Genomic DNA, 22,643 nt, shown 5'->3' with positions numbered 1-22,643 from the left:
CTGAGGTTCGAGGAGACCGACATGACCCAAGCCGCCGAAGCTGCCGGCCTTGCCATCAGAAACGTGACATCTGACGATGAAGCTTCCGTCAGAGAGCTGGTCACCGCTGCCTTTCCGTCAGACATGGAAGCCCGCCTCGTGCACACGCTGCGTCATTGCGGCGCTCTGGTGCTGGAACAGGTCGCGGTCGACGCTGACGGCCGGATCGTCGGACATATCGCCTATAGCCGTGTCACCCCGGCTGCCATCGGTCCGGGGCAGGGCATGCAGGTTGTCTGCCTTGCGCCTGTTTCCGTCTGGCCGGACCTGCAGAAGACGGGCATCGGTTCGGCGCTGATCAAGGCCTCTCTGGAAAGCCTGAAGGATCTGGGAGAAGACCTTGTTCTGGTGCTCGGCCCACCGTCCTATTATCCGCGCTTCGGTTTCGATCCCGTGCTGGCACGCAAGGTGCAAGGGCCTTATGCGGGCGATGCCTTCATGGCGCTTGCGCTGACGGAAGCCGGATCGCGGGACCTGCCAATCGAGGTGGCCTTCGCCACACCCTTTGAAGAATTCGAGTAATGCCCCGCTACAAACTGACGGTGGAATATGACGGCAGGCCGTTCAGCGGCTGGCAGCGCCAGGCGAACGCGCCGTCGGTCCAGGCGGTGATCGAACGTGCCGTCAAGGCATTCTCCGGTGAGGAGGTGACCATTGGCGGCGCCGGTCGCACAGACACCGGCGTCCACGCCACCGGGCAGGTCTGCCATGTGGATCTTTCGAAGGACTGGGACGCAAGAACGGTCATGGGGGCGCTGAATTTCCATTGCCAGCCCCATCCGGTGGTGATCCTGGATGCTGCGGAAATGCACGAAGGCTTCGACGCGCGCTTTTCCGCGATCCGCCGCTCCTACCGCTATCGCATTCAAAATCGGCTGCCGCCGCTCACCCACCAGCTTGGGCTTGCCTGGCATGTGAAGGTGCATCTCGATGCGGACGCCATGCACGCGGCCGCGCAGGAATTCGTCGGTCATCACGACTTCACCACCTTCCGCCATACGCGCTGCCAGGCAAAAAGCCCGGAAAAGACGCTGGAGGAATTCCGGGTCTACCGCGAGGGCGAGTTCGTCATTGCCGAATGCGCCTCACGGTCCTTCCTGCACAATCAGGTGCGCTCGATGGTCGGCTCCCTGCGTCTGGTCGGTGAGGGCAAATGGGGGCCGGGTGATGTCACCAGGGCCCTTCAAGCCCGCGACCGGAACGCCTGCGGCCCGGTGGCGCCGGCAGACGGGCTTTACCTGACCCGTGTCGACTACCGTTCCGCCGAAATGGACATCGAACTCAAGAAGGACTGGCAAGCCCGCAAAGCCGTGTTGGCGAACGGAGAAGGCGAAGAAGACGGCGACGCGTGAGAGGATCCCCTTGAGCCCGTCACAACGTCTCCTCAGGTATCTCCACGCACTTCTTGTAGAGATGCCAGGTCGTATGACCGAGGATCGGCAGGGACACGACAAGGCCAAGGAACGCCGGTGCCATCGAGACGATCAGAACCGCGGTCACGACAAAGGCCCAGCCGATCATCGGTACGGGCGATGTGAACACGGCGCGCACGCTGGTGATCATGGCGGTGATGAAGTCCCGATCTTCTTCCATCAGCAACGGGAAAGACACCACGGTCAGCGAGAACAGGATCAGCGACAGGATTGCACCCACCACGTGGCCAACGGCGAGGAACATCAGGCCTTCCGGGGTGGAGATGACCTGGGTCAGAAACTCGTCGAACGAGGCAAATGACCGGAAGCCGAGGAACAGCGCGAGCAGCAGGCGCACCTGGTACATCCACATGATCTGGATGAACAGAACCACGAAGGCCATCCAGGAAAGTTCCCGCCCCTTTTGGGCCCACATTGTGCCGAAGATGCGCGACCAGGAAAGCTCCTCGCCATTTTGGAGACGCCGGCTGACCTCGTAGAGGCCAACCGCAGCGAACGGCCCGATCAAGACGAAGCCGGCCGCTGCCGGATAGGACAGGTAACTCATGTTGAGGGCGGCCGCGCTCAAGACGACGAACAGGCCCCCAAGAGCGAAAAACGCGCCGATCGCCAGACCGTAGACCGGCGCCCTGCGGAAATCGGCCAGACCCGCAGCGAACGCGTCGATCACGTCGTTGACGGTAATCTTGTTGACCTTTGGCATGGGCCGCAATCCAGTTGTTGCGGATGCCCCGCTACCGTGCGGGGTTGACGTGTTGTCACTCATCAGGCGGCTTCCTCCCAAAAGCATATTGCCCGCCCGCCTCCCGCGGACAGGCAATCTTAGGCACGGAACGGTGTCCGGCTCAATCGGGAGAAGGGCTTATGCGCCGGTTAAATCCGACGTGAAGCGCGGGCAGACCTGCGTGTCGGGTTATCCGGTCGTGAAAATGGGGAGCAGGATCTTTGGGCCCATTATTCGAGACAGCCTGGAGGCTTCCTCAGGATGAGGCTGCGGTTTGCTGAAGCCTTTCTTGCCCGTATCGCCTCATCCTGAGGAGCCGCGATAGCGGCGTCTCGAAAGAGGGGCCACGAACGCTGTGCCCACCGCTCACACAGGCGAAGCGGCAGGCCGGTCTGTTGCAGGCGAAGCAAGGCAGGGCCTCACTCGGTAGCCGGCTTCTTGTCCATGTCGGCGGCCGCGGCAGCGGCTGCTGCTGTGACGGCTTCCTTCTGCTTGTCGTCCAGCTTCGCGGTGTCGGGAATGTTGACCCGCACCTCCTTGCGCGCGAACTGGATGCCGTTCTCCTCGAACGCCTGCTGAACGCGCTTGTAGATTTCCTTGCGGATGCCGAACTGCTTGCCGGGTTTGGTGGTGTACTTGCCGCGCACCACGATGCCGACGTCGTCGACATCGGCAACGCCCTGTCCCTTGAACGGGGCCAGAATGTCGTCCTTGAACTCTTCCATCTCCATGATTTCCTGGCCGATCCGCTTGAAGAGCTTGCGAACCTTCTCGACATCCGTGTCGAAAGGAACGGTGAACTTCAGCTTCATGATCACCCAGTCTCGGGACAGGTTGGTGAGCTTCGGGATTTCGCCATAGGGAACGATATGAACGGCACCACGTGTGCCGCGCAACTGCAGGGACCGGATCGAGATTTTCTCGATAGTGCCCTGTGTGCCGTCCGCATCGATGAATTCACCCAGACGGAAGGCATCGTCCATCAGGAAGAAGATGCCTGAAACCACGTCGCGCACCAGGGTCTGCGCCCCGAAGCCGACTGCCAGGCCAACGACACCGGCACCGGCCAGAAGCGGCGTGATGTTGATGCCCAGCTGGCTGAGGGCGAGCAGCGTGGTCAGGGTCAGGATCGTGATCTGCACAACGATGCGGATCAACGGCAGGATCGTTGCAAGTCGCGACTTTCCGGCCCCGCCCATCTCCGCGTCTTCATCTTCGTTAGAAGGCGGCGGCGAATCCTTGGCGAGCTGGTGGGCAACCCAGAGATTGGTGATTTCCCAGGCAAGGTAACCGGCGGCCAGAATAAGCAGGAAGATAACCGTATGCCGGGCGACCGAGGACCCGTCTTCCGCACCGAGCGCGAGCAGATTGAGACCATAGATCCTGCCGACCATCAGTACCAGGAAGGCAAGCAGGGCCACGCGGGAAATGCGTACGTAACTGTGCCGGGTCTGCATGTGGGCAGCTTCCGCAACCGGCCCTTCCCCGCGCATGGGCGGAACGATGTGGGAGACGATGCCGCGTACCATCGTGTCGAGAAACGGCGCGAACACTACCAACGCGATCACGGCGAGAGAGCGTCCCGCGGTCAGCGCCTCGATGCCCATGCTGGTTGTTATCTGAACCAGCAGCCAGTTGAAGGCGATGAAGGCAATCGAGAAGTAGGGCCAGAACCGGGCCATGCGTTCCAGGCCGCTGGTTGGCTGGTGCTCATCACCCAGAATGATGCTCGTCAGGCCATGACGGGCGTTCCAGATGACCATGGCGATCCAGAGATTGACGCCAAAGCCGATGAAGAAGCGGAAGGTTTCGGCAACATCTCCGTCGCCCGCCTCGATCATGATGTTACGCAGGAAGAACGTGACGCCAACAAAGGCGAAGAGGCTCGTGAAGCTGCGGTAAAGCGACTTGGCGGTGGTGTCGTCTGCGGTGACGAGGCGCAACTCGCTACGATGCGGCGCCAGGGCAAAACGCAGGAGAGCGGCGACGATGCGTGGCAGGAAAACGATCCAGTAAACTGCCTGAAAGGCAAAAGCTCTGGCAACAGGATCGAAAATCGCGATCTTGCCGACAGCGAAGGCGACGATTGCAAAAACGATCAGCCCGCCAAGATCAAGCGCGGCACGTGTGGAGACCAGTTTGACAGTTTCAAAGAGGCTGTGGGGCGCGTGGCTCTGGATTTTCTCCCGGCGGGAGGCGAATAGCCGGTTAACCAGGAACTCGGCGGCAAAACCGGCGGCCAGGATAAGTGCAATCGCACCGATGAAGATATGCACGGGTCCTGCGACCGTTCCCGCAATCAGCGCGCCGATACTGGAGAAAAGGCTGCTGAAGAGCTCCGGCACTGTTCGGAAACTGTTGGCAATCAGCGCACCGAATTGATCTGCTGCGGTTTGCACCTTCTCGATCAGTTCGACTTCCTCTGACGGAGGCGGGGTCTGCGCGCCCTTGGCTGCGGCACCTTGCTGCAGCAGGGTCATCAGATCGGTCAGCGCCTTCACCTGTTCCGGATCGAGATCGGAGACAAGCTTTTCCATGGCTTCGGGCTGAAGTTGCGACGGAAGGTTTTTTCCGGTGTCCTGTGCGTTGGCCGGCAGTGCCATAATGGACAAGAACGCCAGAAATACTGAGAATGCACAGGCAGTTAGTCTAGTCTTCCAGGCACCGGTCATCAGCGAGCCCCCTCGTCGGCAGTGAACCTTCAAAATTAGGATTGGCACGCCGAACGTGCAAAATCCATTAAAATTACCCAAGGTAATAGGGGTGCAAACTATACGACTGGCACAATTCGCATGATTACGCACTGGCCAAGGCCGGTGCGACTGTGTAACAGACCTTGATCCGGCCCGCGTATGCGTCTACCTCCTTGCCAGATCAATCGAACCTGAGCTGGATGGAATGACAACGCCCCCACAGAGCGCGAATACTGCCCCGGGGCCGATCTGGGCCCTTTTGAGCCCTATCGGTCGTATGGGCCGGGAACCCTATTGGCTGTGTTTCCTTGTCAGCTGGATCATCTTCGGAATTGCGCTTCGGATCTGGTGGCTTTCCTCCGCTGAAACACCGACGCCTGAATCGATGATTTCCGGCGACTACATCGGCACGAATCCGCTGTTTCCGGTTCTGTTCTTCGTTCTGCAATGGGTGGAACTGGCACTGGTCGTCAAGCGGCTGCAGGACATCGGTCAGAGCGGGTTCCTCGCGCTTTTGATCTTCGTTCCGATCCTGAATGTGATCATGCTGATCTTTCTCGGCGTTGTGCCCAGCCAGGGCCAGCCGAACCGCCATGGCCCGATGCCAAACAGCTACTGGCGCAAGCGCTGAACGCGCGTGAGCCTTGCATACGACTTAACCAAAGAGACTGTTTCATGCCCACTTCCGCCGTCGCAATCGCACAGGACCTGATCCGTTGCCCGTCCGTGACCCCTGCCGAAGGCGGAGCGCTGGCATCGCTGGAAGCGTTGCTCGGCAAGGCCGGGTTTGCCGTGTCGCGCGTCACGTTCCAGGACGAGGACACGCCGGACGTGGAGAACCTGTTTGCTTCCATCGGCAGCGGTGCACCGCATTTCGTCTTTGCAGGCCACACGGATGTGGTTCCGGCCGGTGCCGAGAGCGACTGGCGGCACGGCCCGTTTGAGGGGACCATCGACAACGGCATGCTGTTTGGCCGGGGCGCAGTCGACATGAAAGGCGGCATCGCGGCCTTTGCGGCAGCAGCGCTTGATTACGTTGCCGAAAAAGGCCCGGATTTTGGCGGCACGATTTCCTTTCTCATCACCGGCGACGAGGAAGGCCCGGCCGTCAACGGCACCGTCAAGCTGCTTCAGTGGGCCAGGGAACAAGGGCATGTGTTCGATGCCTGCATCGTCGGCGAGCCGACCAATCCGGATGTGCTCGGCGATGCCATCAAGGTCGGGCGGCGCGGATCGCTGTCCGGCACCATCACCGTCCGGGGTGTCCAGGGTCATGCCGCCTATCCACATCTGGCCGACAACCCGATCCCGGGCCTGATCCGCCTTCTGGCCGCGCTTGATGCGCTGGAACTGGACAAGGGTAACGAACGCTTTCAGCCGTCCAATCTGGAGATTGTCTCCGCTGATGTCGGTAATCCGGCCTTCAACGTCATTCCGGCGCGGGCAGAAGCCCGTTTCAACATTCGCTACAATGACGAATGGACGCTGGAGAGCCTCAAGGCCCGCATCACCGAGACGCTTGAAGCGGTAGACCTTGGAAACCTGGCGCTTGGGCTGGAGTTCAAGCGCGATGCCAGCGAATCCTTCCTGACTCGGGACGAGGTCCTGATCGAAGCCCTGAGCAAGGCTGTAGAAGCGGAAACCGGCCGGGTTCCGGAGCTTTCAACGGGCGGAGGAACATCCGACGCCCGCTTCATAAAGAACTACTGCCCCGTCGTGGAATTTGGCCTTGTCGGCCAGACGATGCACAAGGTGGACGAATGTGTCGCGGTTGAGGACCTTGACCGGCTGGCTGCAATCTACAAAAAATTCCTCTTCAGCTATTTTTCCGGAGCAGACGGGAATTGATCAGCAAGGTCGAAATTCGCGCGGCATTGGACGGGTCCTGGTTGCTTCTGCGCAACCGTCCGGAAGGAATGGCGTTTTTCGACCAGTCCATTCAGGGGTTCTGGCGTTCGTTCTCCGTCATCTTTCTGCTGGTGCCGGTCTATGTGGTCAGCTGCCTTGCGGAAAAGCGGCTCTTTTTCGCCGAGAACCTCTACCATCCCGATGCCTTTCCGAACGGTAGCTACTGGTTTGCCCAGTTCCTGGGAATGGGCGTGGACTGGCTGGCACTACCGTTGTTGCTGGCGTTGCTGGCAGCGCCGATAGGCATTTCGAACCGCTACGTGTCTTTCATTGTCGTACGCAACTGGACAAGCCTGCTCGCGTCGGTGCCGTATCTCTTTACCTACATCCTGTTTCTTCTGGACGTCATCTCGCCTGGCATCGTTGTCTTGTTGTCGCTGACCTGCCTCTTTGTCGTGATCTGGTATCGCTACCAGGTCGCCCGCATCGCGCTTCAGACAACCGTGAGCCTGACCATCGGCGTGGTCGTCCTTGATGTCTTGCTCACGCTCGTGATTTCCCAGGTGGTCGGGCTTTTGTGGGGCGCATGAAAAACCCCGCCGGGTTAGTGCGGGGCTTTCCGGATTTCCAGATGTCGGCGCGCTCGTGGCGCTCCGTGGTCTGCGTCAGTCGCGCAGAAGTTCGTTGATGCCGGTCTTGGAGCGGGTCTTTTCGTCAACCGTCTTCACGATTACGGCGCAGTAAAGGTTCGGAGCGGCTTCGCCGTTGCCCATTACGCTGGACGTCGGCATGGAGCCTGCGACAACCACGGAGTAGGGCGGTACTTCGCCGTAGGTGATCTCGCCGGTCATGCGGTTGACGATGCGGGTGGACTGGCCAATGAAGACACCCATGCCGAGCACGGAACCTTCACGCACGATGCAGCCTTCGACCACTTCGGAGCGTGCGCCGATAAAGCAATTGTCTTCGATGATCACCGGACCGGCCTGGAGCGGTTCCAGAACGCCGCCGATGCCGACGCCGCCGGACAGGTGCACGTTCTTGCCGATCTGGGCGCAGGAGCCGACGGTTGCCCATGTGTCGACCATTGTGCCTTCGTCAACAAAAGCACCGAGATTGACGAAGGACGGCATCAGGACCACGCCCTTGCCGATAAAGGCGGAGCGGCGAACAATGCAGTTCGGCACGGCGCGGAAACCGGCGTTTTCAAAATCCATGCCGCGCCAGCCGTCGAACTTGGACGGCACCTTGTCCCACCAGGTGGCGTCGCCGGGGCCGCCCTTGATGATGTCCATAGGGTTCAGGCGGAACGACAGCAGAACAGCCTTCTTGGCCCACTGGTTGACCGCCCAGTCGCCATCCTTCTTCTCCGCAACGCGCAGCTTGCCACGGTCGAGCAGGTTCAGAGTTTCCTCGACCGCGTCCCGGACTTCACCGGTGGTCGTGGTGTCGATGGCGGCACGGTCTTCAAAGGCGGCGTCGATGATCTTGGACAGGGAAGCGAGATCGTGGGTCATCAGGCAGATGGTCTCCGGGCGTTAACATTTCTGGCGCGGACCTAAGCCGCCCGGCAAGGTGCTGTCAAGCACGTGAGGGTCGGCAGATGTCCTCTAGCCGTCAAACAAGGCGCCATTCTCGGGGGATTGCTGGCTGGATTACATCTGTCGTCCAAGTCGATGAGTTGAGAAAAAATAAAATGTTGGTTGCGATCTCGGCAGTTTAAAGCGGCGACCAAATCGCTAGGGTGAAATCAATTCAACAAAATCGACAAGAGTACTTTCCGTGGAATTATGGATCCCGATCACCATTGCAGCAGCGTTCTGCCAGAACCTGCGCACGGCCCTCCAGAAACACCTGAAAGGTCAGCTTGGTACTACCGGGGCAACATTTGTGCGGTTCGGCTACGGCGTGCCTTTCGCGATCGCCTATGCCGCCGTGCTGCACGTCGTGTTCAAGTTCCCGCTGCCTGAACCGACACCAACGCTTTTGATTGCCGGGGCCCTGGGCGGTCTGGCGCAGATTCTCGGCACGTTTCTGCTGATCCACCTGTTCTCTTTCCGCAACTTTGCCGTCGGGACCGCCTATTCCAAGACGGAACCGATCCAGGCGGCGCTCTTTGGCTTCGTGGTTCTCGGCGAACACATTTCCCTGGCGGCTGGACTGTGCATTCTGGTCGGCGTCATCGGTGTGGTGGTCATTTCCTTGGCACGGGTTCCGTTGACACTGGCTGCCATCCGCACTTCGCTGGTCGGACGTCCGGCATTGATCGGCCTTGCCTCGGCTGCCTTTTTCGGAGCGTCCGCCGTCGCCTACCGCACGGCTTCGCTGTCGCTGGAAGGCACCGGGGTGCCGATGCAGGCCGCCTACGCGCTGGTTTATGCAACGGCTTTCCAGACAATCGTCATGGCAAGCTGGATGGTCCTGCGTGAACCCGACCAGTTGCGCGCCAGCCTTCGCGCCTGGCGAGCAGCCGTCTGGGTTGGCGCTTCCGGCGTGGCCGGGTCTGTGGGCTGGTTCACGGCAATGACGCTGCAAAATGTCGCCTATGTGCGCGCACTTGCCCAGGTCGAACTCGTGTTCACCTTTCTGGTGTCATGGCTGGTGTTCAAGGAAGCGATCGCCCGGTCCGAGATTTTCGGCTGCATGCTCATCGTTGCGGCGGTCGTGGGGGTTATCCTGCTGCGTTAGGGCGGCGGAGACCTTGAAGCAGCAAGGCTCAATTCCTTCAGTCAAACTGTAAAGTGACCTTTAGGCATTTGTTTCGTTTTTAAGGTTATTCTGAGATAAGCTCCAAGACTGCGGTGTCCTGATCGTCGGTCGTTGGAGATTTCTCGACCTAACGAGATGAGATGCCGAAGACATTTTTTTCCCGAATTGGAGCCAGTCATATTCTGACACGGCCCAGCCTGGCCAGCGTTGCGGCGATCGGCATTGCCCTTGCCGTCACACTTGCGGCCGGAATATTCGCGGAAGTTCAGAACCGGTCCGTGCATCTGCAGAGTGCGCGCGCGAATGTCGCCGAGCAACTCGGCATTGTCCGTGCCCGGCTGGAAGGCAACATCAACAGCAACCTGCAGCTTGTCCGGGGGCTTGTCGCGCTGATTGCGACACAGCCGGATATTGATCAGGACCAGTTCGGTCGTATTTCCAGCAGTCTCATCGGCGATCACTCGCAGCTTCGCAATGTCGCCGGCGCACCGGATCTTGTCGTCAGGCTGATGTATCCGATGGCCGGTAACGAAAAGGCCATCGGGCTCGACTATCGGAAAAACGAGCAGCAGCGCGATGCGGCCCTTCGGGCGGTGAATTCGGGCGAGATGGTGCTCGCCGGACCTGTCGATCTTTTGCAGGGCGGTCGGGGTTTTGTTGGGCGCTTCCCAGTGTTCACGGAAAATGAAGACGGCACAAAGCGCCTGTGGGGTCTGGTCGCCGCCGTCGTTGATGCCGACCGGCTTTACGCCGACAGTGGCCTGCTTGATCCTGCACTTCCCGTGGAAATCGCCATTATCGGCCGCGATGCCACGATGGCAGACAATACGGTCTTCTTCGGGGACAAAAAGATATTGGCCCAGAACCCGGTATTGTCCGAAGTGGTTCTACCAACCGGCCGCTGGCGGATCGCTGCGATCCCGCGAGGCGGTTGGTCCGCGATGCCAGACGATGCCTGGAAAGTCCGGTTGCTGATGCTGGCCGGAGGGCTGCTGGTTCTGTTGCCGATCTTCATCGCCGGACAGCTGTACGACCAGCGGCGCGGGCATATCCGCGAACTGAGACGCCGCCAGGTGCAGATGGAAGGTCTGTCTCAGCGCCTGAAGCTGGCCCTCGACACGTCCAAGATTGGCATCTGGGAACTGAACCTGGACACCGGTGTGCTGACCTGGGATAGCCGGATGCGGGAGCTTTATGACATCCCGGAGTGGCGCGACACGTCGCAATACGACGTCTGGTCCGAGTGCCTGCACCCGGAGGATCTGAAGCGCGCCGAAAAGGAATATTGGGACGCGATCGACACCGGCGGAACTTATCATTCCGACTTCCGTGTGATCCTTCAGGACGGCTCCACCCGCTGGATCCGGGCCATCGGCGCCGTTCACACCAACACTCGCGGCCAACGGTACATTCTGGGTGTCAACTGGGATGTTTCCCAGGACTTCCAGCTCAAGACCCGGTTGCTCAATGCCAAGCAGAATGCCGAAGACCGGAACCGCGAACTGGAGGATGCCCGTGCGCTGATGGAGCACCATTCGCTGCACGACAGTCTGACCGGCCTCCCGAACCGCCGGTTCCTGGACCGGCAGCTATTGGACGAGCAGGCCCCGCACAAGCCGACGGCGCTGCTGCATATCGATCTCGATCGCTTCAAGCATATCAACGACACGCTTGGCCACGCAGCCGGTGACTCGATGCTTACCCATGCCGCGTCGGTGCTGATGGAAAACGTCAGTTCCAGCGAGTTCGTGGCCCGCATCGGCGGTGACGAGTTCGTCATTGCCATCACCGAGCCGACCGACGAGAAAAGCCTGGCCGCCCTTGCTGAAAAGATCATCGAGCAGATGCGTCAGCCGGTGACTTTCGAAAATCATCAGTGTCGCTTCGGCGTGTCCATCGGCATCGCCATGGCCGACACGACCTTGAGCGACTACGGCCGGCACCTGCTGGTCGATGCGGACATCGCCCTCTACCGGGCCAAGAGCAACGGCCGCAACCGGTTCGAATTCTTCTCCGACACGCTGAAGTCGGAAATCGTCCGCAACAAGCAGGTTGCCGACGACATCCTGTGTGCGTTGGAGCGTCAGGAATTCCTGCCGTACTTCCAGCCGCAGTTCGATGCGAGAACGCTGGCGATCACCGGTGTCGAGGCACTGGCGCGCTGGAACCATCCCACCGAAGGCATCCTGACACCGGACGTGTTCCTGAAAACGGCCGACGAGCTCAATGTGGTGCCGCTGATCGACCGGATCATTCTGGAGCAGACCCTGTGGCAGTCCGCGCGCTGGAAAGCGGCCGGAATCCATATTCCGAAAATGTCGGTCAACGTGTCGGCTGGCAGGCTCAACGACGCAAACCTGATGCAGAGCCTCGACGGTCTTGCCTTCGAACCCGGTTCACTGTCGTTCGAACTTCTGGAATCCATCTTCCTGGACGACAAGAACGATCTTATCGCCGCCAATTTCGAACACCTGCGGGACATGGGCATCGACATCGAGATCGATGATTTCGGCACGGGCTATGCCTCCATCGTCAGCCTCATTCACCTGCGTCCGAAGCGGCTGAAGATCGATCGTCAGCTGGTCATCCCGATCACCCATTCGGAAGGCCAGCGCCGCCTGGTGGCATCGATCATCGAAATCGGACAGTCGCTCGGCATCAAGGTTGTCGCCGAAGGCGTGGAAACCATGGAGCATGCCAGGATCCTGCGTGATCTCGGCTGCGATGCTCTGCAGGGCTATGCCTTTGCGCCGGCGATGCCCTCGGACAGGCTGATCGAATTCGTTCGCGAGGAGCGCTGGCGCGAGGCGTCCTGAGACGCCCCGTCAGGGTTCATTCAAGGTCGCTCAAGTTACCACTCGGCGAGACTTCCGTCTTCATGACGCCATATCGGATTGCGCCAGCGGTGGCCTTCCTTGGCGCGCTCGACGACATAATCCTCGTTCACCTCGATACCGAGGCCTGGTCCCTGCGGGATGGCCGCAAAGCCATCCGCATAGGCGAAGACATCGGCATTGGTGATGTAGTCCAGCAGGTCGTTGGACTTGTTGTAATGGATGCCGAGGCTCTGTTCCTGAATGAAGGCATTGTAGGACACCGCATCGACCTGGAGACAGGCGGCAAGGGCGATGGGACCAAGCGGGCAATGAGGCGCGAGCGCAACATCGTAAGCCTCGGCCATCGCGGCGATCTTCCGGCATTCCGTGATCCCGCCCGCGTGTGACAGATCCGGCTGGATGATGTCCACATAGCCGTCGGACAAGACCGACTTGAAGTCCCAGCGGGAATAAAGCCTTTCGCCAAGGGCAATCGGCGTCGAGGTGTGATTGACGATATCGCGCAGGGCTTCCTTGTTTTCGGAAAGCACCGGTTCTTCAATGAACATCAGCTTGTAGGGATCAAGTTCCCGCGCCAGGACCTTGGCCATGGGCTTGTGCACCCGCCCGTGGAAGTCCACCGCAATGCCGATGTCCGGACCAACGGCCTCGCGCACGCTCGCGATCGCCTCCACAGCCTTGTCCAGCCGCGTGTTGCTGTCGACGATCTGAAGCTCGGCGCAACCGTTCATTTTCAGCGCCTTGAAGCCGCGCTCGACCACCTGCCTGGCGTTGTCTGCCAGCTCCGAAGGCCTGTCGCCACCAATCCAGGAATAGACCTTGATCCTGTCCCGGACCTGGCCGCCAAGCAGCGAGTGAACCGGCTGGCCGAGAGCCTTGCCCTTGATGTCCCACAAGGCCTGGTCGATGCCCGCAAGGGCGCTCATGTGTATCGCGCCGCCCCGGTAAAATCCGCCTCGATAAAGCACCGTCCAATGGTCTTCGATCAGGAAGGGATCCTTGCCGATGAGATAGTCGGCAAGTTCATGGACAGCCGCTTCCGTGGTCAGGGCACGGCCTTCGACCACGGGTTCGCCCCAGCCGGTGACGCCCTCGTCGGTTTCGATCTTCAGGAAAAGCCAGCGCGGCGGCACGATATAGGTCGTGAGTTTGGTGATCTTCATTATTTAAGCTTCCGGCAAAGGCGCGGTCATCGGGCGGCAGGCGAAGGGGTGGTCAGAGATCGACACGACCTGCAGCAGCCTGGGCCGCAGTCAGGTCATGCTCGGCCAGGTCAAGCATCCGGTTCGAGGCTTCCCGGGCCCGCGGTGCATCGCGCAGACGCAGGGCATCCACAAGTTCGCCATGCAGTTCGATGGCAAGGTCCCGGCTCTCCACCGCGGTGTTGGACGCATGCAGCGTATAATGCAGGGCCGTATGAATGGCACTGGAAAGACGCCGAAACACCTGATTGTGGCTGGCGGCCATAAGCACGCTATGGAAATCGACGTCCGCCTCGGTGAAGGCTTCAGGATCGGAACTTGAGTCGCGCATCCGCATCCAGGCCGCTTCCAGCGCCGCAATTTCCTGCAAGGTGGCGCGTTTGGCCGCAAATTCCGCTGCTGCCGGCTCAATCGTGCGCCGGGCTTCCAGGATGCATCCAAGCAGGTCGAACTCATGGATGAAGGGGCCGATCCAATCGAGCACTTCCCCATCCAGTATGTTCCAGTCCTCCCGGTCGGTCACCACGGTTCCCACACGTGGCTTCACCCGCAGCATGCCTTTGGATTCCAGAACCTTGATGGATTCGCGAATGACCGTGCGGCTGACACCATAGATTTCGCACAGGTCGTTTTCCCGCGGGAGCTGGGCGCCGACCGGATATTTTTCCGAGCAGATGTCTTCCGCCAGAGCAGCCGTCACATTCTTTCGCACGCGAGGGCGCTTGCCACTGTTCTGATCAGCGGTCGCCGTCTCCTCCCTCAACGTTTCCAATGGCCTGCTCCCTGTTTTCCGCGGAATGAGTTCCCGCATTTTTAGCGGATTTTTTGCTCTGCGCGAACTGCGCGTTTCGCTGTGCGTCATCGAATGTCGGGCAACCTTATCCGATACATCATACAAAGGCAATTGACTGGTATGATGATTCACAGTAGGTCTGTTGAAGCGCCCCGGGAGGCTGGGCGCCTCGAAATGAATTGGGAGGTTCTGCAATGCGTGTGTTGAAGAAAGCCGTTCTGACCGGAGTGATGGCCCTTGCCCTCGTCGGTTCTGCCCATGCCGCTGACGTGAAAATCGGTTTCGTCGTCAAGCAGCCGGAGGAGCCCTGGTTCCAGGACGAGTGGAAGTTTGCCCAGAAGGCTGCCGAGGAAAAAGGGTTCACCCTTGTTGAAATCGGCGCACCGGATGGAGAGAAGGTTCAGGCAGCAATCGATAACCTGGGTGCGCAAGGCGCGCAGGGCTTCATCATCTGCGTGCCGGATGTGAAGCTCGGACCGGGGATTGTAGCCAAAGCAGCCGCCAACGACCTGAAGCTGATGACCGTGGATGACCGACTTGTCGGCGCCGATGGCGAACCCATCGAAAGCGTGCCGCACATGGGCATTTCCGCGGTAAAGATCGGCGAGACCGTCGGTCAGTCCATTGCGGCCGAGATCGAGGCGCGCGGCTGGGACATGTCCGAAGTGGGCGCGATCCGCGTTTCCTACGACCAGCTTCCGACGGCCATCGACCGGGTCGAGGGCGCTATCGCAGCACTGACGGCTGCCGGCTTCCCCGCGGAAAACATCTATGACGCGCCCCAGGCCAAGACCGATACCGAAGCGGCCCTGAACGCAGCGACCACCGTGCTCAACCAGCACGCGGACGTGAAGAAGTGGATTGCCTTCGGCCTGAACGACGAAGCCGTTCTCGGCGCGGTGCGGGCCACGGAATCGGTTGGCATCCCGGCTGAGAATGTCATTGGAGTCGGCATCGGCGGCGCTGAATCGGCCATCAACGAGTTCAAGAAACCGAGCGCGACCGGTTTCTACGGTACGGTCATTATCTCGCCGAAGCGCCACGGTTATGAAACCGCGCTCAACATGTACGAGTGGATTGCCAACAACAAGGCACCGGAGCCGCTCATCCTGACGTCCGGCTCGCTGGCCCTGCGCGACACTTATGTGGACGTGCGCAAGGACCTGGGCATCGAGTGATCCGTCCCGACTGACACCTGATCCGGCGACCGGTCTTGCGGTCGCCGGGGAACTGTTGCGCGAGCGTCATGTCTTATCTGTCAGTACAAAACATATCCAAGAGCTACCCGGGTGTTCAGGCCCTGTCGAACATCTCCTTCTCGGTGGAGAAGGGAGCCGTACATGGGCTGATGGGCGAGAACGGTGCCGGCAAGTCCACCCTGATCCGGGTGCTTTCCGGCGACCAGTCCGCGGACAGCGGATCCATCTCCATCGACGGGATCGAGCAGAACTACGGGTCCGTGCGCGATGCCTTCGAGGCCGGAGTGATCGTGATCCACCAGGAACTTCAGCTCGTGCCGGAGCTGACAGTGGCGGAAAATCTCTGGCTGGGCCGATTTCCCAACCGGGGTGGCGTCCTCGAAGGCCGGCGATTGGTCGAGACCGTGCGCGACCGGCTTGAGGAGATCGGCGTCGATGTCGATCCCAATGCCAAGGTCGCTTCGCTGTCCATCGGTGCGCGCCAGATGGTGGAAATCGCCAAGGCCGTGATGATGGAGGCCCGGGTCATCGCACTGGACGAGCCGACGTCATCCCTGTCCTCCAGGGAAAGCGAGATCCTGTTCAAGCTGATCGCCCGGTTGAAGGCCAAGGGCACGGTGATCCTCTACGTGTCTCACCGGCTTGAGGAAATCTTCCACCTCTGCGACAGCCTGACGGTTTTGCGGGATGGCCGTCTTGCAGCCCATCACCCCGACATTGCCAATGTGACCCGCGACCAGATCATTGCCGAGATGGTCGGGCGTGAAATCGGCAACATCTGGGGCTGGCGTGAGCGGTCGTTCGGGCCGGTGCGGCTGGAAGTGTCCGGCATGTGCGGCGAAAAGCTTCCCGGACCGGCCGAATTCTCGGTTCGGCAGGGCGAAATCCTGGGCTTTTTCGGCCTGATTGGCGCCGGACGCAGCGAGTTGATGCGCCTTGTCTATGGTGCGGACACGCGGCGCGGTGGCGCGGTCTCCATCGACGGCAAGGAAGTACCGGCAGACAATCCGCGCGGTGCAATCAATGCAGGGCTCGTGTTGTGTCCGGAAGACCGGAAGCACGACGGCATCATCCAGGGGCGGTCCATCGAGGAAAACATAGCCATTTCCTCACGCAGGCACATGTCCTCCTTCGGCGTTCTCCAGCTTGGCAAGGAAGCAGCTCTTGCGGATCGCTTCATCGCCCGGCTCAAGGTGCGCACGCCATCGCGGAAGCAGGACATCGTCAATCTCTCCGGCGGCAACCAGCAGAAGGTCATCCTGGGCCGCTGGCTGTCGGAACAGGGTGTGAAGGTGCTGATTGTCGATGAGCCGACACGCGGGATCGACGTCGGTGCCAAGTCGGAGATCTACGACATCCTCTACGAGCTTGCGGAAGGCGGTATGGCCATTGTGGTCGTTTCCAGCGAGCTGCCTGAAGTGATGGGTATTTCCGACCGCATCATCGTCATGTGCGAAGGCCGCATGGTCGGCCAATTCGCGCGGGAAACCTTTGAAGAGCGCAGCATTCTGACCCTGGCCTTGCCGGACAGAAATGCTGCCCACACGGTGTGAACGGGACCGTTTCAGATGAATTCTCTCAAGAAAATTTTGCTCGGAGACCAGGGCCTGGTCGTCATCTTCGCGGTGGCCTTCGCAATCGTTTCCCTGACCGTTCCCAACTTCCTCACCGAGCGCAACATCCTCGGCCTGCTGCAGTCGGTGGTGACAATCGGCATTGTCGCCTGCACGATGATGTTCTGCCTGGCTTCGCGCGACTTCGACCTTTCGGTCGGATCGACGGTCGCATTCACCGGCATGATCGCCGTCATTGCTTCCAACATGACCGGCTCCATCGTTATGGGGCTCATCATAGCCTTGCTTAGCGGTGCGTTGGTGGGTGCGGTCAACGGCTTCGTCATCGCCTGTTTCCGCATCAACGCGCTGATCACAACCCTGGCCACCATGCAGATCGTCCGGGGACTGGCGCTGATTGTGTCCGACGGCCGGGCCGTCGGCATCAACGACCCCGGATTCTACCAGCTCGCCCTGTCCCGTTTCCTGGGCATCCCAACGCCGATCTGGGTCATGGGTGCACTTTTCATCGCTTTCGGCTTTCTGCTGAACCGCACGGTCTTCGGCAAGAACACGCTGGCGATTGGCGGTAATCCGGAAGCGGCCCGTCTTGCCGGGGTGAATGTGGTGTCCATGCGGATCTGGATCTTTGCCTTGCAGGGCCTGATCTGCGCTGTTGCAGGCATCATGCTTGCCTCGCGCATCACATCCGGCCAACCGAATGCAGCCACCGGCCTTGAACTCTCGGTGATTTCCGCCTGTGTCCTCGGCGGAGTCTCCCTGGCCGGTGGCCGCGCCGCCATGACGGGTGTCATTGTCGGCGTCATGATCATGGGCATTGCCGAAAATGTCATGAACCTCCTGAACATTCAGGCCTTCTACCAGTATGTCGTGCGTGGCCTGATCCTGCTCATCGCGGTTCTTCTCGACAACCTGCGCTCTTCCGCAAGCCGCTGATGTTTGCGGATGCCGCTCAGCAATGGACGCTCTCGCAAGGGGATCTGACGGTCACCGTCAGCCCAAGGGGCGGTTCCATCGTGCAGGCGGCATGGCGGGGCACGCCGATCCTTCTGCCTGCTGGCGGGCCGGAGGGGGCCGCGGCCTGTTTTCCTCTGGTGCCCTTCGGAAACCGGATCGCAGGCAATCGCTTCACCTTCCGGAGGGAGAGCTTCACACTTCAGCCCAACACCGACGAACCGCTTGTTCTGCATGGTGACGGCTGGTTGGATACCTGGGCTTTGGCAGGCAGGACCGGCAATGCGATTGAGCTGGACCTGGTCAGAAAGCAATCGTCCCGAAGCCCTTACGCCTTCCAGGCGCACCAGAAGGTTCATCTGGAAGAGAACCGCCTGTCCCTGAGCCTTCGCGTGACGAACCTTGGCAATAAGGCCCTGCCGTTCGGTATCGGGTTTCATCCGTTTTTCCGGCGAGCGCCCGACATGACCCTGCAGACGAGGGTGCGAGACATGTGGCGCGAGGGGGAGGGACATCTGCCGGATGGCTTGCAGGACATTTCGAAAGACCTCGATTTTTCGATGCCGCGTATTGTGCCGCCGCGCTGGATCAACAATGCCTTCGGTGGTTTTTCCGGCAAGGCCCGGCTGCACTGGCCGGATATGGAGCTCGCTCTTGATCTCAGCTGCGATCCGGTGTTCGACGTCATGATGATCTTTGCCCCGCAGGCACCTGCAGACTTTGTCTGTCTGGAACCCATGAGCCATCTGCCGAACGGTCACAATATGCCGGATCTCGGTGGCCTTAGCGTTCTGAAGCCGGGGGAGGAACTGGCGGGAACGATAAAGATGACATTTCTGCATGTGTCGGAGACCAGGGAGAAGAACAATGGCTGATCGGCTTTCAGGAAAGCGTATCCTGATCACTGGCGCCGCACAGGGCATTGGTCTTGCCATCGTCCGAGCCTGTCTCGGCGAAGGCGCGACCGTGGTTCTGATGGACCGGGACGCAGCACTTCTTGCCCGCAGTGTCGCGGATCTGGGTGGGGAAGGAGAGTATTTGATGGCTCTTGCCGGGGACATCACGAACACGGATGACGTTGCCGCTGTGGTCGTTCGCGCGCAGGAGACGATCGGTCCGTTGAACGCGCTCATCAACAATGCCGGGATAAATGTCTTCGACGAGCCTCTTTCGCTGAGCGACGAAGACTGGAACCGCTGCTTCGACGTCAACCTGAAGGGGGCGTGGAACTGCGCCCGCGCCGTGTTGCCGGGCCTGCTTGAGCAGGGTGGCGGGGTCATTCTCAACATTGCCTCCACGCATGCTTTCACCATCATCCCGCACACCTTTCCCTACCCGCTGGCCAAACACGCCCTGCTGGGGCTTACCAAGTCCCTTGCGCTGGAATATGCCGCACGGAATGTCCGGGTGAATGCCCTGGCGCCGGGCTATGTCCAGACCCAGAAGGTGGTCGATTACTGGAACAGTTTTCCCGATCCCGAGGCTGCCCGGCAGGCGACCTTGCGACTGCATCCGGGCGGGCGTATCGCCACGCCGGAAGAAATCGCCAGGGCGGCTGTCTTCATGATTTCCGACGAATGCCCCTTCATGAACGCCGCCTGCCTGACTGTCGATGGCGGTCTCAGCGTCCAGCAACACCCAGCCTGACGCGGTTATTTTTTCAATAAATCGGGCTTGACCCTGACACTAACGTCAAGCGGCTAACACCGGCTTGGCGCGCAATGCGCAGGTGTTAATTCAGGAAAGCAAGCCAAGATGAATGAACGGACAAACTGGCAGGGCAAGGTTGCCATCGTAACAGGCGGAAGCTCCGGAATTGGAGAGGCCACCGCGCTGGCATTGACCGGGCAGGGGGCGAATGTGGTCATCACGGGACGTGATGCGTCAAAGCTTGCCGGCGTTGCTGGCAAGAGCAATGCTATCGAGGCCGTACAAGCCGACAGCGCCGACCCGGCAGGTAGCCGGCGCGCTGTAGAGGCGGCACTGGGACGATGGGGCCGCCTGGACCTTGTCGTCAACAATGCGGGCGCGGGCAAACCGCTTCCCATCGAGGCCTATGATGCCGAAACGCTTTCGGAAATTTGTGCGGTGAATATCGTTGCGCCGTCCCTTCTGTTGAAGGAGGCCCAGTCGGCCTTGCGGGACAGCAAGGGGGCTGTCGTTAACATCGGAACGGCCGTCTCCCAGAATGCGGCGCCAGGCCTGGCGCATTATGCGGCCACCAAGGCGGCGCTTGAGCATCTGACACGATCCTGGGCCATCGAGCTTGCAGGTGACGGTGTACGGGTGAACGCCGTCTCTCCCGGTCCCGTCAAGAGCGGTGCTCTCACGGGCATGATGGGCCTGCCGCCGGAAGTCGCGCAAACCATCGAGGAAACAGAAGCAGCTCAGGTTCCGATGGGACGACGCGGACTGACCTCCGATCTTGTTCCATGGATCTTGCAGCTCGGCAGTTCCGCCAACGAGTGGCTCACCGCACAGGTGATCACGATTGACGGTGGCTGGTCGCTTCGGAGCCAGGCAGGCTGAGCATTTGTGACCAAGGGCAAATATGGGCATCCTCCCCTTGATGGGGAGGGAGCCCTTCGCCAATTGAAGGCCTGAAGCGAGCACTTCCGGAAAAACAGGGCTTGACCCTGACACTAGTGTCAAGGTGCTAGGGTCCACACCCTAGGCCGGTGTTGAAAGGGGTCGACATGCAGATCAAGGAAGCAGCCGAACGGCTTGGCATTACGGAACGGATGCTGCGCCACTATGAAAAGTCGGGCCTGATGGAAGCTCGCCGTTCGGAAAACGGCTATCGCAGCTATAGTGACGCGGATCTGCGCCGTGCCGCCCGGATCCGCGATTTCATTGCCACGGGTTTTTCAACGCGCGAAGTTCGTGCGATGGCCGCCTGCCTGTCGGACGAAGGGTCCGGGCCTTGCGAAGGCGGTATTCCGCAGCTTCTGAAAAAGCTTGAGCACATCGACCGGCTCAGCTCTGATCTTGAAGCGAAACGCTCAGCCATTCTCGACCGCCTGGCCGTGTTGGAAGAAGCTCTCTCGGTGAGCGCAGATGAGAAAGGTGGCGCCGGATCCGGGATGACCGCCCCTGTTCCAGGCCGGGGTTCTGGCACGCCCGGCATGGGCCGTGCCGACCTGGAGCCTCACGCAAGCGGTCGCTGACGGGCTGTCTTGCTGATTTTTTGACACGCGCCGCATCCCTGGCGAACTTCGCCATTGACACCAATCGATTTTCGTCACAAATTTCTGTCATGACAGAAATTACCGACAAAGCCGATCCTTCGGCGAAAGAGAAATTCATCCTCTATTGGGGGGACATGGGCAGCCAGTGGAGCGTCAACCGTTCGGTAGCGCAGATCCATGCATTGCTGTTCCTGAGCCCGGTGCCGATGAATGCGGAGCAGATTTCCGAGGAACTGGGCATTGCCCGGTCCAATGTTTCCAACTCCCTGAAGGAACTTGTCGGATGGCGGTTGATCCAGAGAGTGCCTGTCGCGGGGGATCGCCGGGAGCACTTCGTGGCCGAGACCGACGTCTGGGAAATGGCGCTGCTGATTGCGAAAGGTCGCAAGGAACGGGAGATCGATCCGGCGATCCGCGCCATCGATGTCTGTGTGCGCCAGGCGGAAAAGGAGAAGACGCTTGATCCCGTTGCACTGGAGCGAATGCAGGAGATGCACCAGTTTCTGACCACCGCCGATCGCTGGTCGGAGCAGATGCTGAGCGTGCCGAAGTCGAAACTCGCCAGCCTGATGAAGATGGGCGACAAGGTTCTCTCGCTGCTCAAGATCGGTGGCAAGAAGGGCTGACAGCTGGGGCGAGTCAGGTCTTCGCCTTACCTGGAAGCCTCCATGGAAGCGCCGGACTGCGACATAAGATCGGGTGAGAGATCAGCAGACCTGCCACCCGATTTCAGGTTCAAAATTTTTTACCAAGTAATTTCTCTTTATACAGAAATAACCGACATAACAGGAGGGATTGGAAATGCGAAACGCAAGCGCCACTCTGGAGCGGCCCGAAGCTGGCGACCGCCGTTTTCGCGATCTTCTGGGAGAAGCCGCCTGGCATGGCCTGCCAGCGGCCGTCCGCCGCCGGTTCGGCAAACGCCTGAGCGGCGGGGCAAGTGTCGTCTATCAAGGCCTGGTCGTGACCATGCGGATGAACCTTGCCGGAAGCATTCTGGCGCAGCTCGCGCGGCTTGTTGGCGGTCCACTCCCTTTTGACAGATCCTCTTTCAACCAGCCTGCCGTCGTCACCGTCACAGAAGATATTGCGAGCGATGGCCAGTTCTGGATCCGCCAATACGGGCGTAGCTCTGGCTTTCCCCAGGTGATCCACAGTTCCAAGCGGTTCGAGGGCCCGACCGGCATTGAGGAATATATCGGTGCGGGGATTGGCATGGCACTGCGGGTGAATGCCCTCACGGACGGCCTCAGTTTCGAAAGCGACCACTATTTTCTGCAGGCCGGACGGTGGCGGTTGCGGCTGCCCGCCTGGCTCCGGCCCGGAGCGTTGACGATCACACACCGGGACCTCGGCAAGGACCGTTTCCTGTTCACCCTTTCCCTCAAGAGCCGCGTCTTCGGTGAACTGGTTCACCAGGACGCACTCTTTCATGACATGGAGACTTGAT

The 22,643-nt window shown here is 60.2% G+C and carries 21 protein-coding genes; 16 read left to right on the top strand and 5 right to left on the bottom strand.

All coding sequences use genetic code 11. From position 1 onward, the window contains the following. Positions 1-21 precede the first annotated feature (21 nt). On the top strand, positions 22-561 hold the full coding sequence (locus FIV03_RS02085) for an N-acetyltransferase (protein ID WP_152504708.1): 540 nt from the start codon (positions 22-24) through the stop codon (positions 559-561). After that, a complete protein-coding gene (gene truA, locus FIV03_RS02080; protein WP_152508508.1) occupies positions 561-1,391 on the top strand; it encodes a tRNA pseudouridine(38-40) synthase TruA in 831 nt (276 codons plus the stop codon). The genes FIV03_RS02085 and truA overlap by 1 nt, the downstream gene beginning before the upstream one ends. A gap of 19 nt (positions 1,392-1,410) precedes the next feature. Here the strand turns inward: truA and FIV03_RS02075 are convergent, their stop codons facing one another. Beyond that, positions 1,411-2,238: a DUF2189 domain-containing protein gene (locus FIV03_RS02075; protein WP_031268907.1), complete on the bottom strand. Its 828-nt coding sequence runs from the start codon at positions 2,236-2,238 to the stop codon at positions 1,411-1,413. Positions 2,239-2,615: 377 nt separating this feature from the next. Beyond that, positions 2,616-4,799, bottom strand: coding sequence for a mechanosensitive ion channel family protein (locus tag FIV03_RS02070; protein ID WP_209009830.1), 2,184 nt, complete (start codon positions 4,797-4,799; stop codon positions 2,616-2,618). Between the two features lie 295 nt (positions 4,800-5,094). Between FIV03_RS02070 and FIV03_RS02065 the strand changes: the two genes are divergently transcribed. The 3 genes from FIV03_RS02065 to FIV03_RS02055 are packed head-to-tail and all read left to right on the top strand — an operon-like array spanning position 5,095 to position 7,327. After that, the gene (locus tag FIV03_RS02065; protein ID WP_031268909.1) at positions 5,095-5,520 is read left to right on the top strand and encodes a DUF805 domain-containing protein; all 426 of its coding nucleotides are present in this window, start codon (positions 5,095-5,097) and stop codon (positions 5,518-5,520) included. Positions 5,521-5,564: 44 nt separating this feature from the next. Next, positions 5,565-6,737 (top strand): succinyl-diaminopimelate desuccinylase, encoded by a 1,173-nt coding sequence (dapE, locus tag FIV03_RS02060; protein WP_062490495.1) that lies wholly within the window; start codon positions 5,565-5,567, stop codon positions 6,735-6,737. Further along, positions 6,734-7,327, top strand: coding sequence for a hypothetical protein (locus FIV03_RS02055; protein ID WP_022999774.1), 594 nt, complete (start codon positions 6,734-6,736; stop codon positions 7,325-7,327). The genes dapE and FIV03_RS02055 overlap by 4 nt, the downstream gene beginning before the upstream one ends. Before the next feature lie 75 nt (positions 7,328-7,402). Here the strand turns inward: FIV03_RS02055 and dapD are convergent, their stop codons facing one another. Beyond that, on the bottom strand, positions 7,403-8,257 hold the full coding sequence (gene dapD, locus FIV03_RS02050) for a 2,3,4,5-tetrahydropyridine-2,6-dicarboxylate N-succinyltransferase (RefSeq protein ID WP_088665171.1): 855 nt from the start codon (positions 8,255-8,257) through the stop codon (positions 7,403-7,405). Positions 8,258-8,519: 262 nt separating this feature from the next. Between dapD and FIV03_RS02045 the strand changes: the two genes are divergently transcribed. Then, positions 8,520-9,425, top strand: coding sequence for an EamA family transporter (locus tag FIV03_RS02045; RefSeq protein ID WP_022999776.1), 906 nt, complete (start codon positions 8,520-8,522; stop codon positions 9,423-9,425). Between the two features lie 161 nt (positions 9,426-9,586). Further along, entirely contained in the window at positions 9,587-12,262 is a 2,676-nt protein-coding gene (locus FIV03_RS02040) for an EAL domain-containing protein (protein WP_152508506.1), read from the top strand. Positions 12,263-12,297: 35 nt separating this feature from the next. Here FIV03_RS02040 and dgoD read toward each other — a convergent pair whose 3' ends face one another. Together dgoD and FIV03_RS02030 are read right to left on the bottom strand one after the other, a co-directional pair. After that, the gene (gene dgoD / locus FIV03_RS02035; RefSeq protein ID WP_152508505.1) at positions 12,298-13,446 is read right to left on the bottom strand and encodes a galactonate dehydratase; all 1,149 of its coding nucleotides are present in this window, start codon (positions 13,444-13,446) and stop codon (positions 12,298-12,300) included. 52 nt (positions 13,447-13,498) lie between these two features. Next, positions 13,499-14,248, bottom strand: coding sequence for a FadR/GntR family transcriptional regulator (locus FIV03_RS02030; protein WP_152511785.1), 750 nt, complete (start codon positions 14,246-14,248; stop codon positions 13,499-13,501). Positions 14,249-14,472: 224 nt separating this feature from the next. Here FIV03_RS02030 and FIV03_RS02025 point away from each other — a divergent pair, with 224 nt between their 5' ends. From FIV03_RS02025 to FIV03_RS01985, 9 genes are all read left to right on the top strand, one after another. Beyond that, the gene (locus FIV03_RS02025) at positions 14,473-15,456 is read left to right on the top strand and encodes an arabinose ABC transporter substrate-binding protein (RefSeq protein WP_152508504.1); all 984 of its coding nucleotides are present in this window, start codon (positions 14,473-14,475) and stop codon (positions 15,454-15,456) included. Between the two features lie 68 nt (positions 15,457-15,524). Further along, positions 15,525-17,030 carry an L-arabinose ABC transporter ATP-binding protein AraG gene (gene araG / locus FIV03_RS02020; protein WP_152508503.1) on the top strand — a complete coding sequence of 502 codons (1,506 nt, stop codon included), beginning with the start codon at positions 15,525-15,527 and terminating at the stop codon, positions 17,028-17,030. Positions 17,031-17,045: 15 nt separating this feature from the next. Next, on the top strand, positions 17,046-17,987 hold the full coding sequence (gene araH / locus FIV03_RS02015) for an L-arabinose ABC transporter permease AraH (protein ID WP_152508502.1): 942 nt from the start codon (positions 17,046-17,048) through the stop codon (positions 17,985-17,987). Further along, positions 17,987-18,880: an aldose 1-epimerase gene (locus tag FIV03_RS02010; protein WP_152508501.1), complete on the top strand. Its 894-nt coding sequence runs from the start codon at positions 17,987-17,989 to the stop codon at positions 18,878-18,880. The genes araH and FIV03_RS02010 overlap by 1 nt, the downstream gene beginning before the upstream one ends. After that, entirely contained in the window at positions 18,873-19,652 is a 780-nt protein-coding gene (locus FIV03_RS02005) for an SDR family oxidoreductase (protein WP_152508500.1), read from the top strand. Before FIV03_RS02010 ends, FIV03_RS02005 begins: the two co-directional genes overlap by 8 nt. A gap of 108 nt (positions 19,653-19,760) precedes the next feature. Continuing rightward, positions 19,761-20,534 carry an SDR family oxidoreductase gene (locus FIV03_RS02000; protein ID WP_152508499.1) on the top strand — a complete coding sequence of 258 codons (774 nt, stop codon included), beginning with the start codon at positions 19,761-19,763 and terminating at the stop codon, positions 20,532-20,534. A 167-nt stretch (positions 20,535-20,701) separates the two neighbouring features. Further along, positions 20,702-21,172 (top strand): MerR family transcriptional regulator, encoded by a 471-nt coding sequence (locus tag FIV03_RS01995; RefSeq protein WP_152508498.1) that lies wholly within the window; start codon positions 20,702-20,704, stop codon positions 21,170-21,172. An 89-nt stretch (positions 21,173-21,261) separates the two neighbouring features. Further along, complete coding sequence (locus tag FIV03_RS01990; RefSeq protein ID WP_022999787.1) at positions 21,262-21,819, top strand: MarR family transcriptional regulator; 558 nt, start codon at positions 21,262-21,264, stop codon at positions 21,817-21,819. Between the two features lie 175 nt (positions 21,820-21,994). Continuing rightward, positions 21,995-22,642 carry a DUF4166 domain-containing protein gene (locus tag FIV03_RS01985; RefSeq protein ID WP_022999788.1) on the top strand — a complete coding sequence of 216 codons (648 nt, stop codon included), beginning with the start codon at positions 21,995-21,997 and terminating at the stop codon, positions 22,640-22,642. Position 22,643: the final 1 nt, after the last annotated feature.

Origin of the sequence: Labrenzia sp. THAF187b (genome assembly GCF_009363375.1) — a bacterium.
Lineage (GTDB): Bacteria > Pseudomonadota > Alphaproteobacteria > Rhizobiales > Stappiaceae > Roseibium > Roseibium algicola.
Note: the sequence above shows the minus strand (reverse complement) of the source record. Positions and strands in the feature narration are given on the sequence as shown.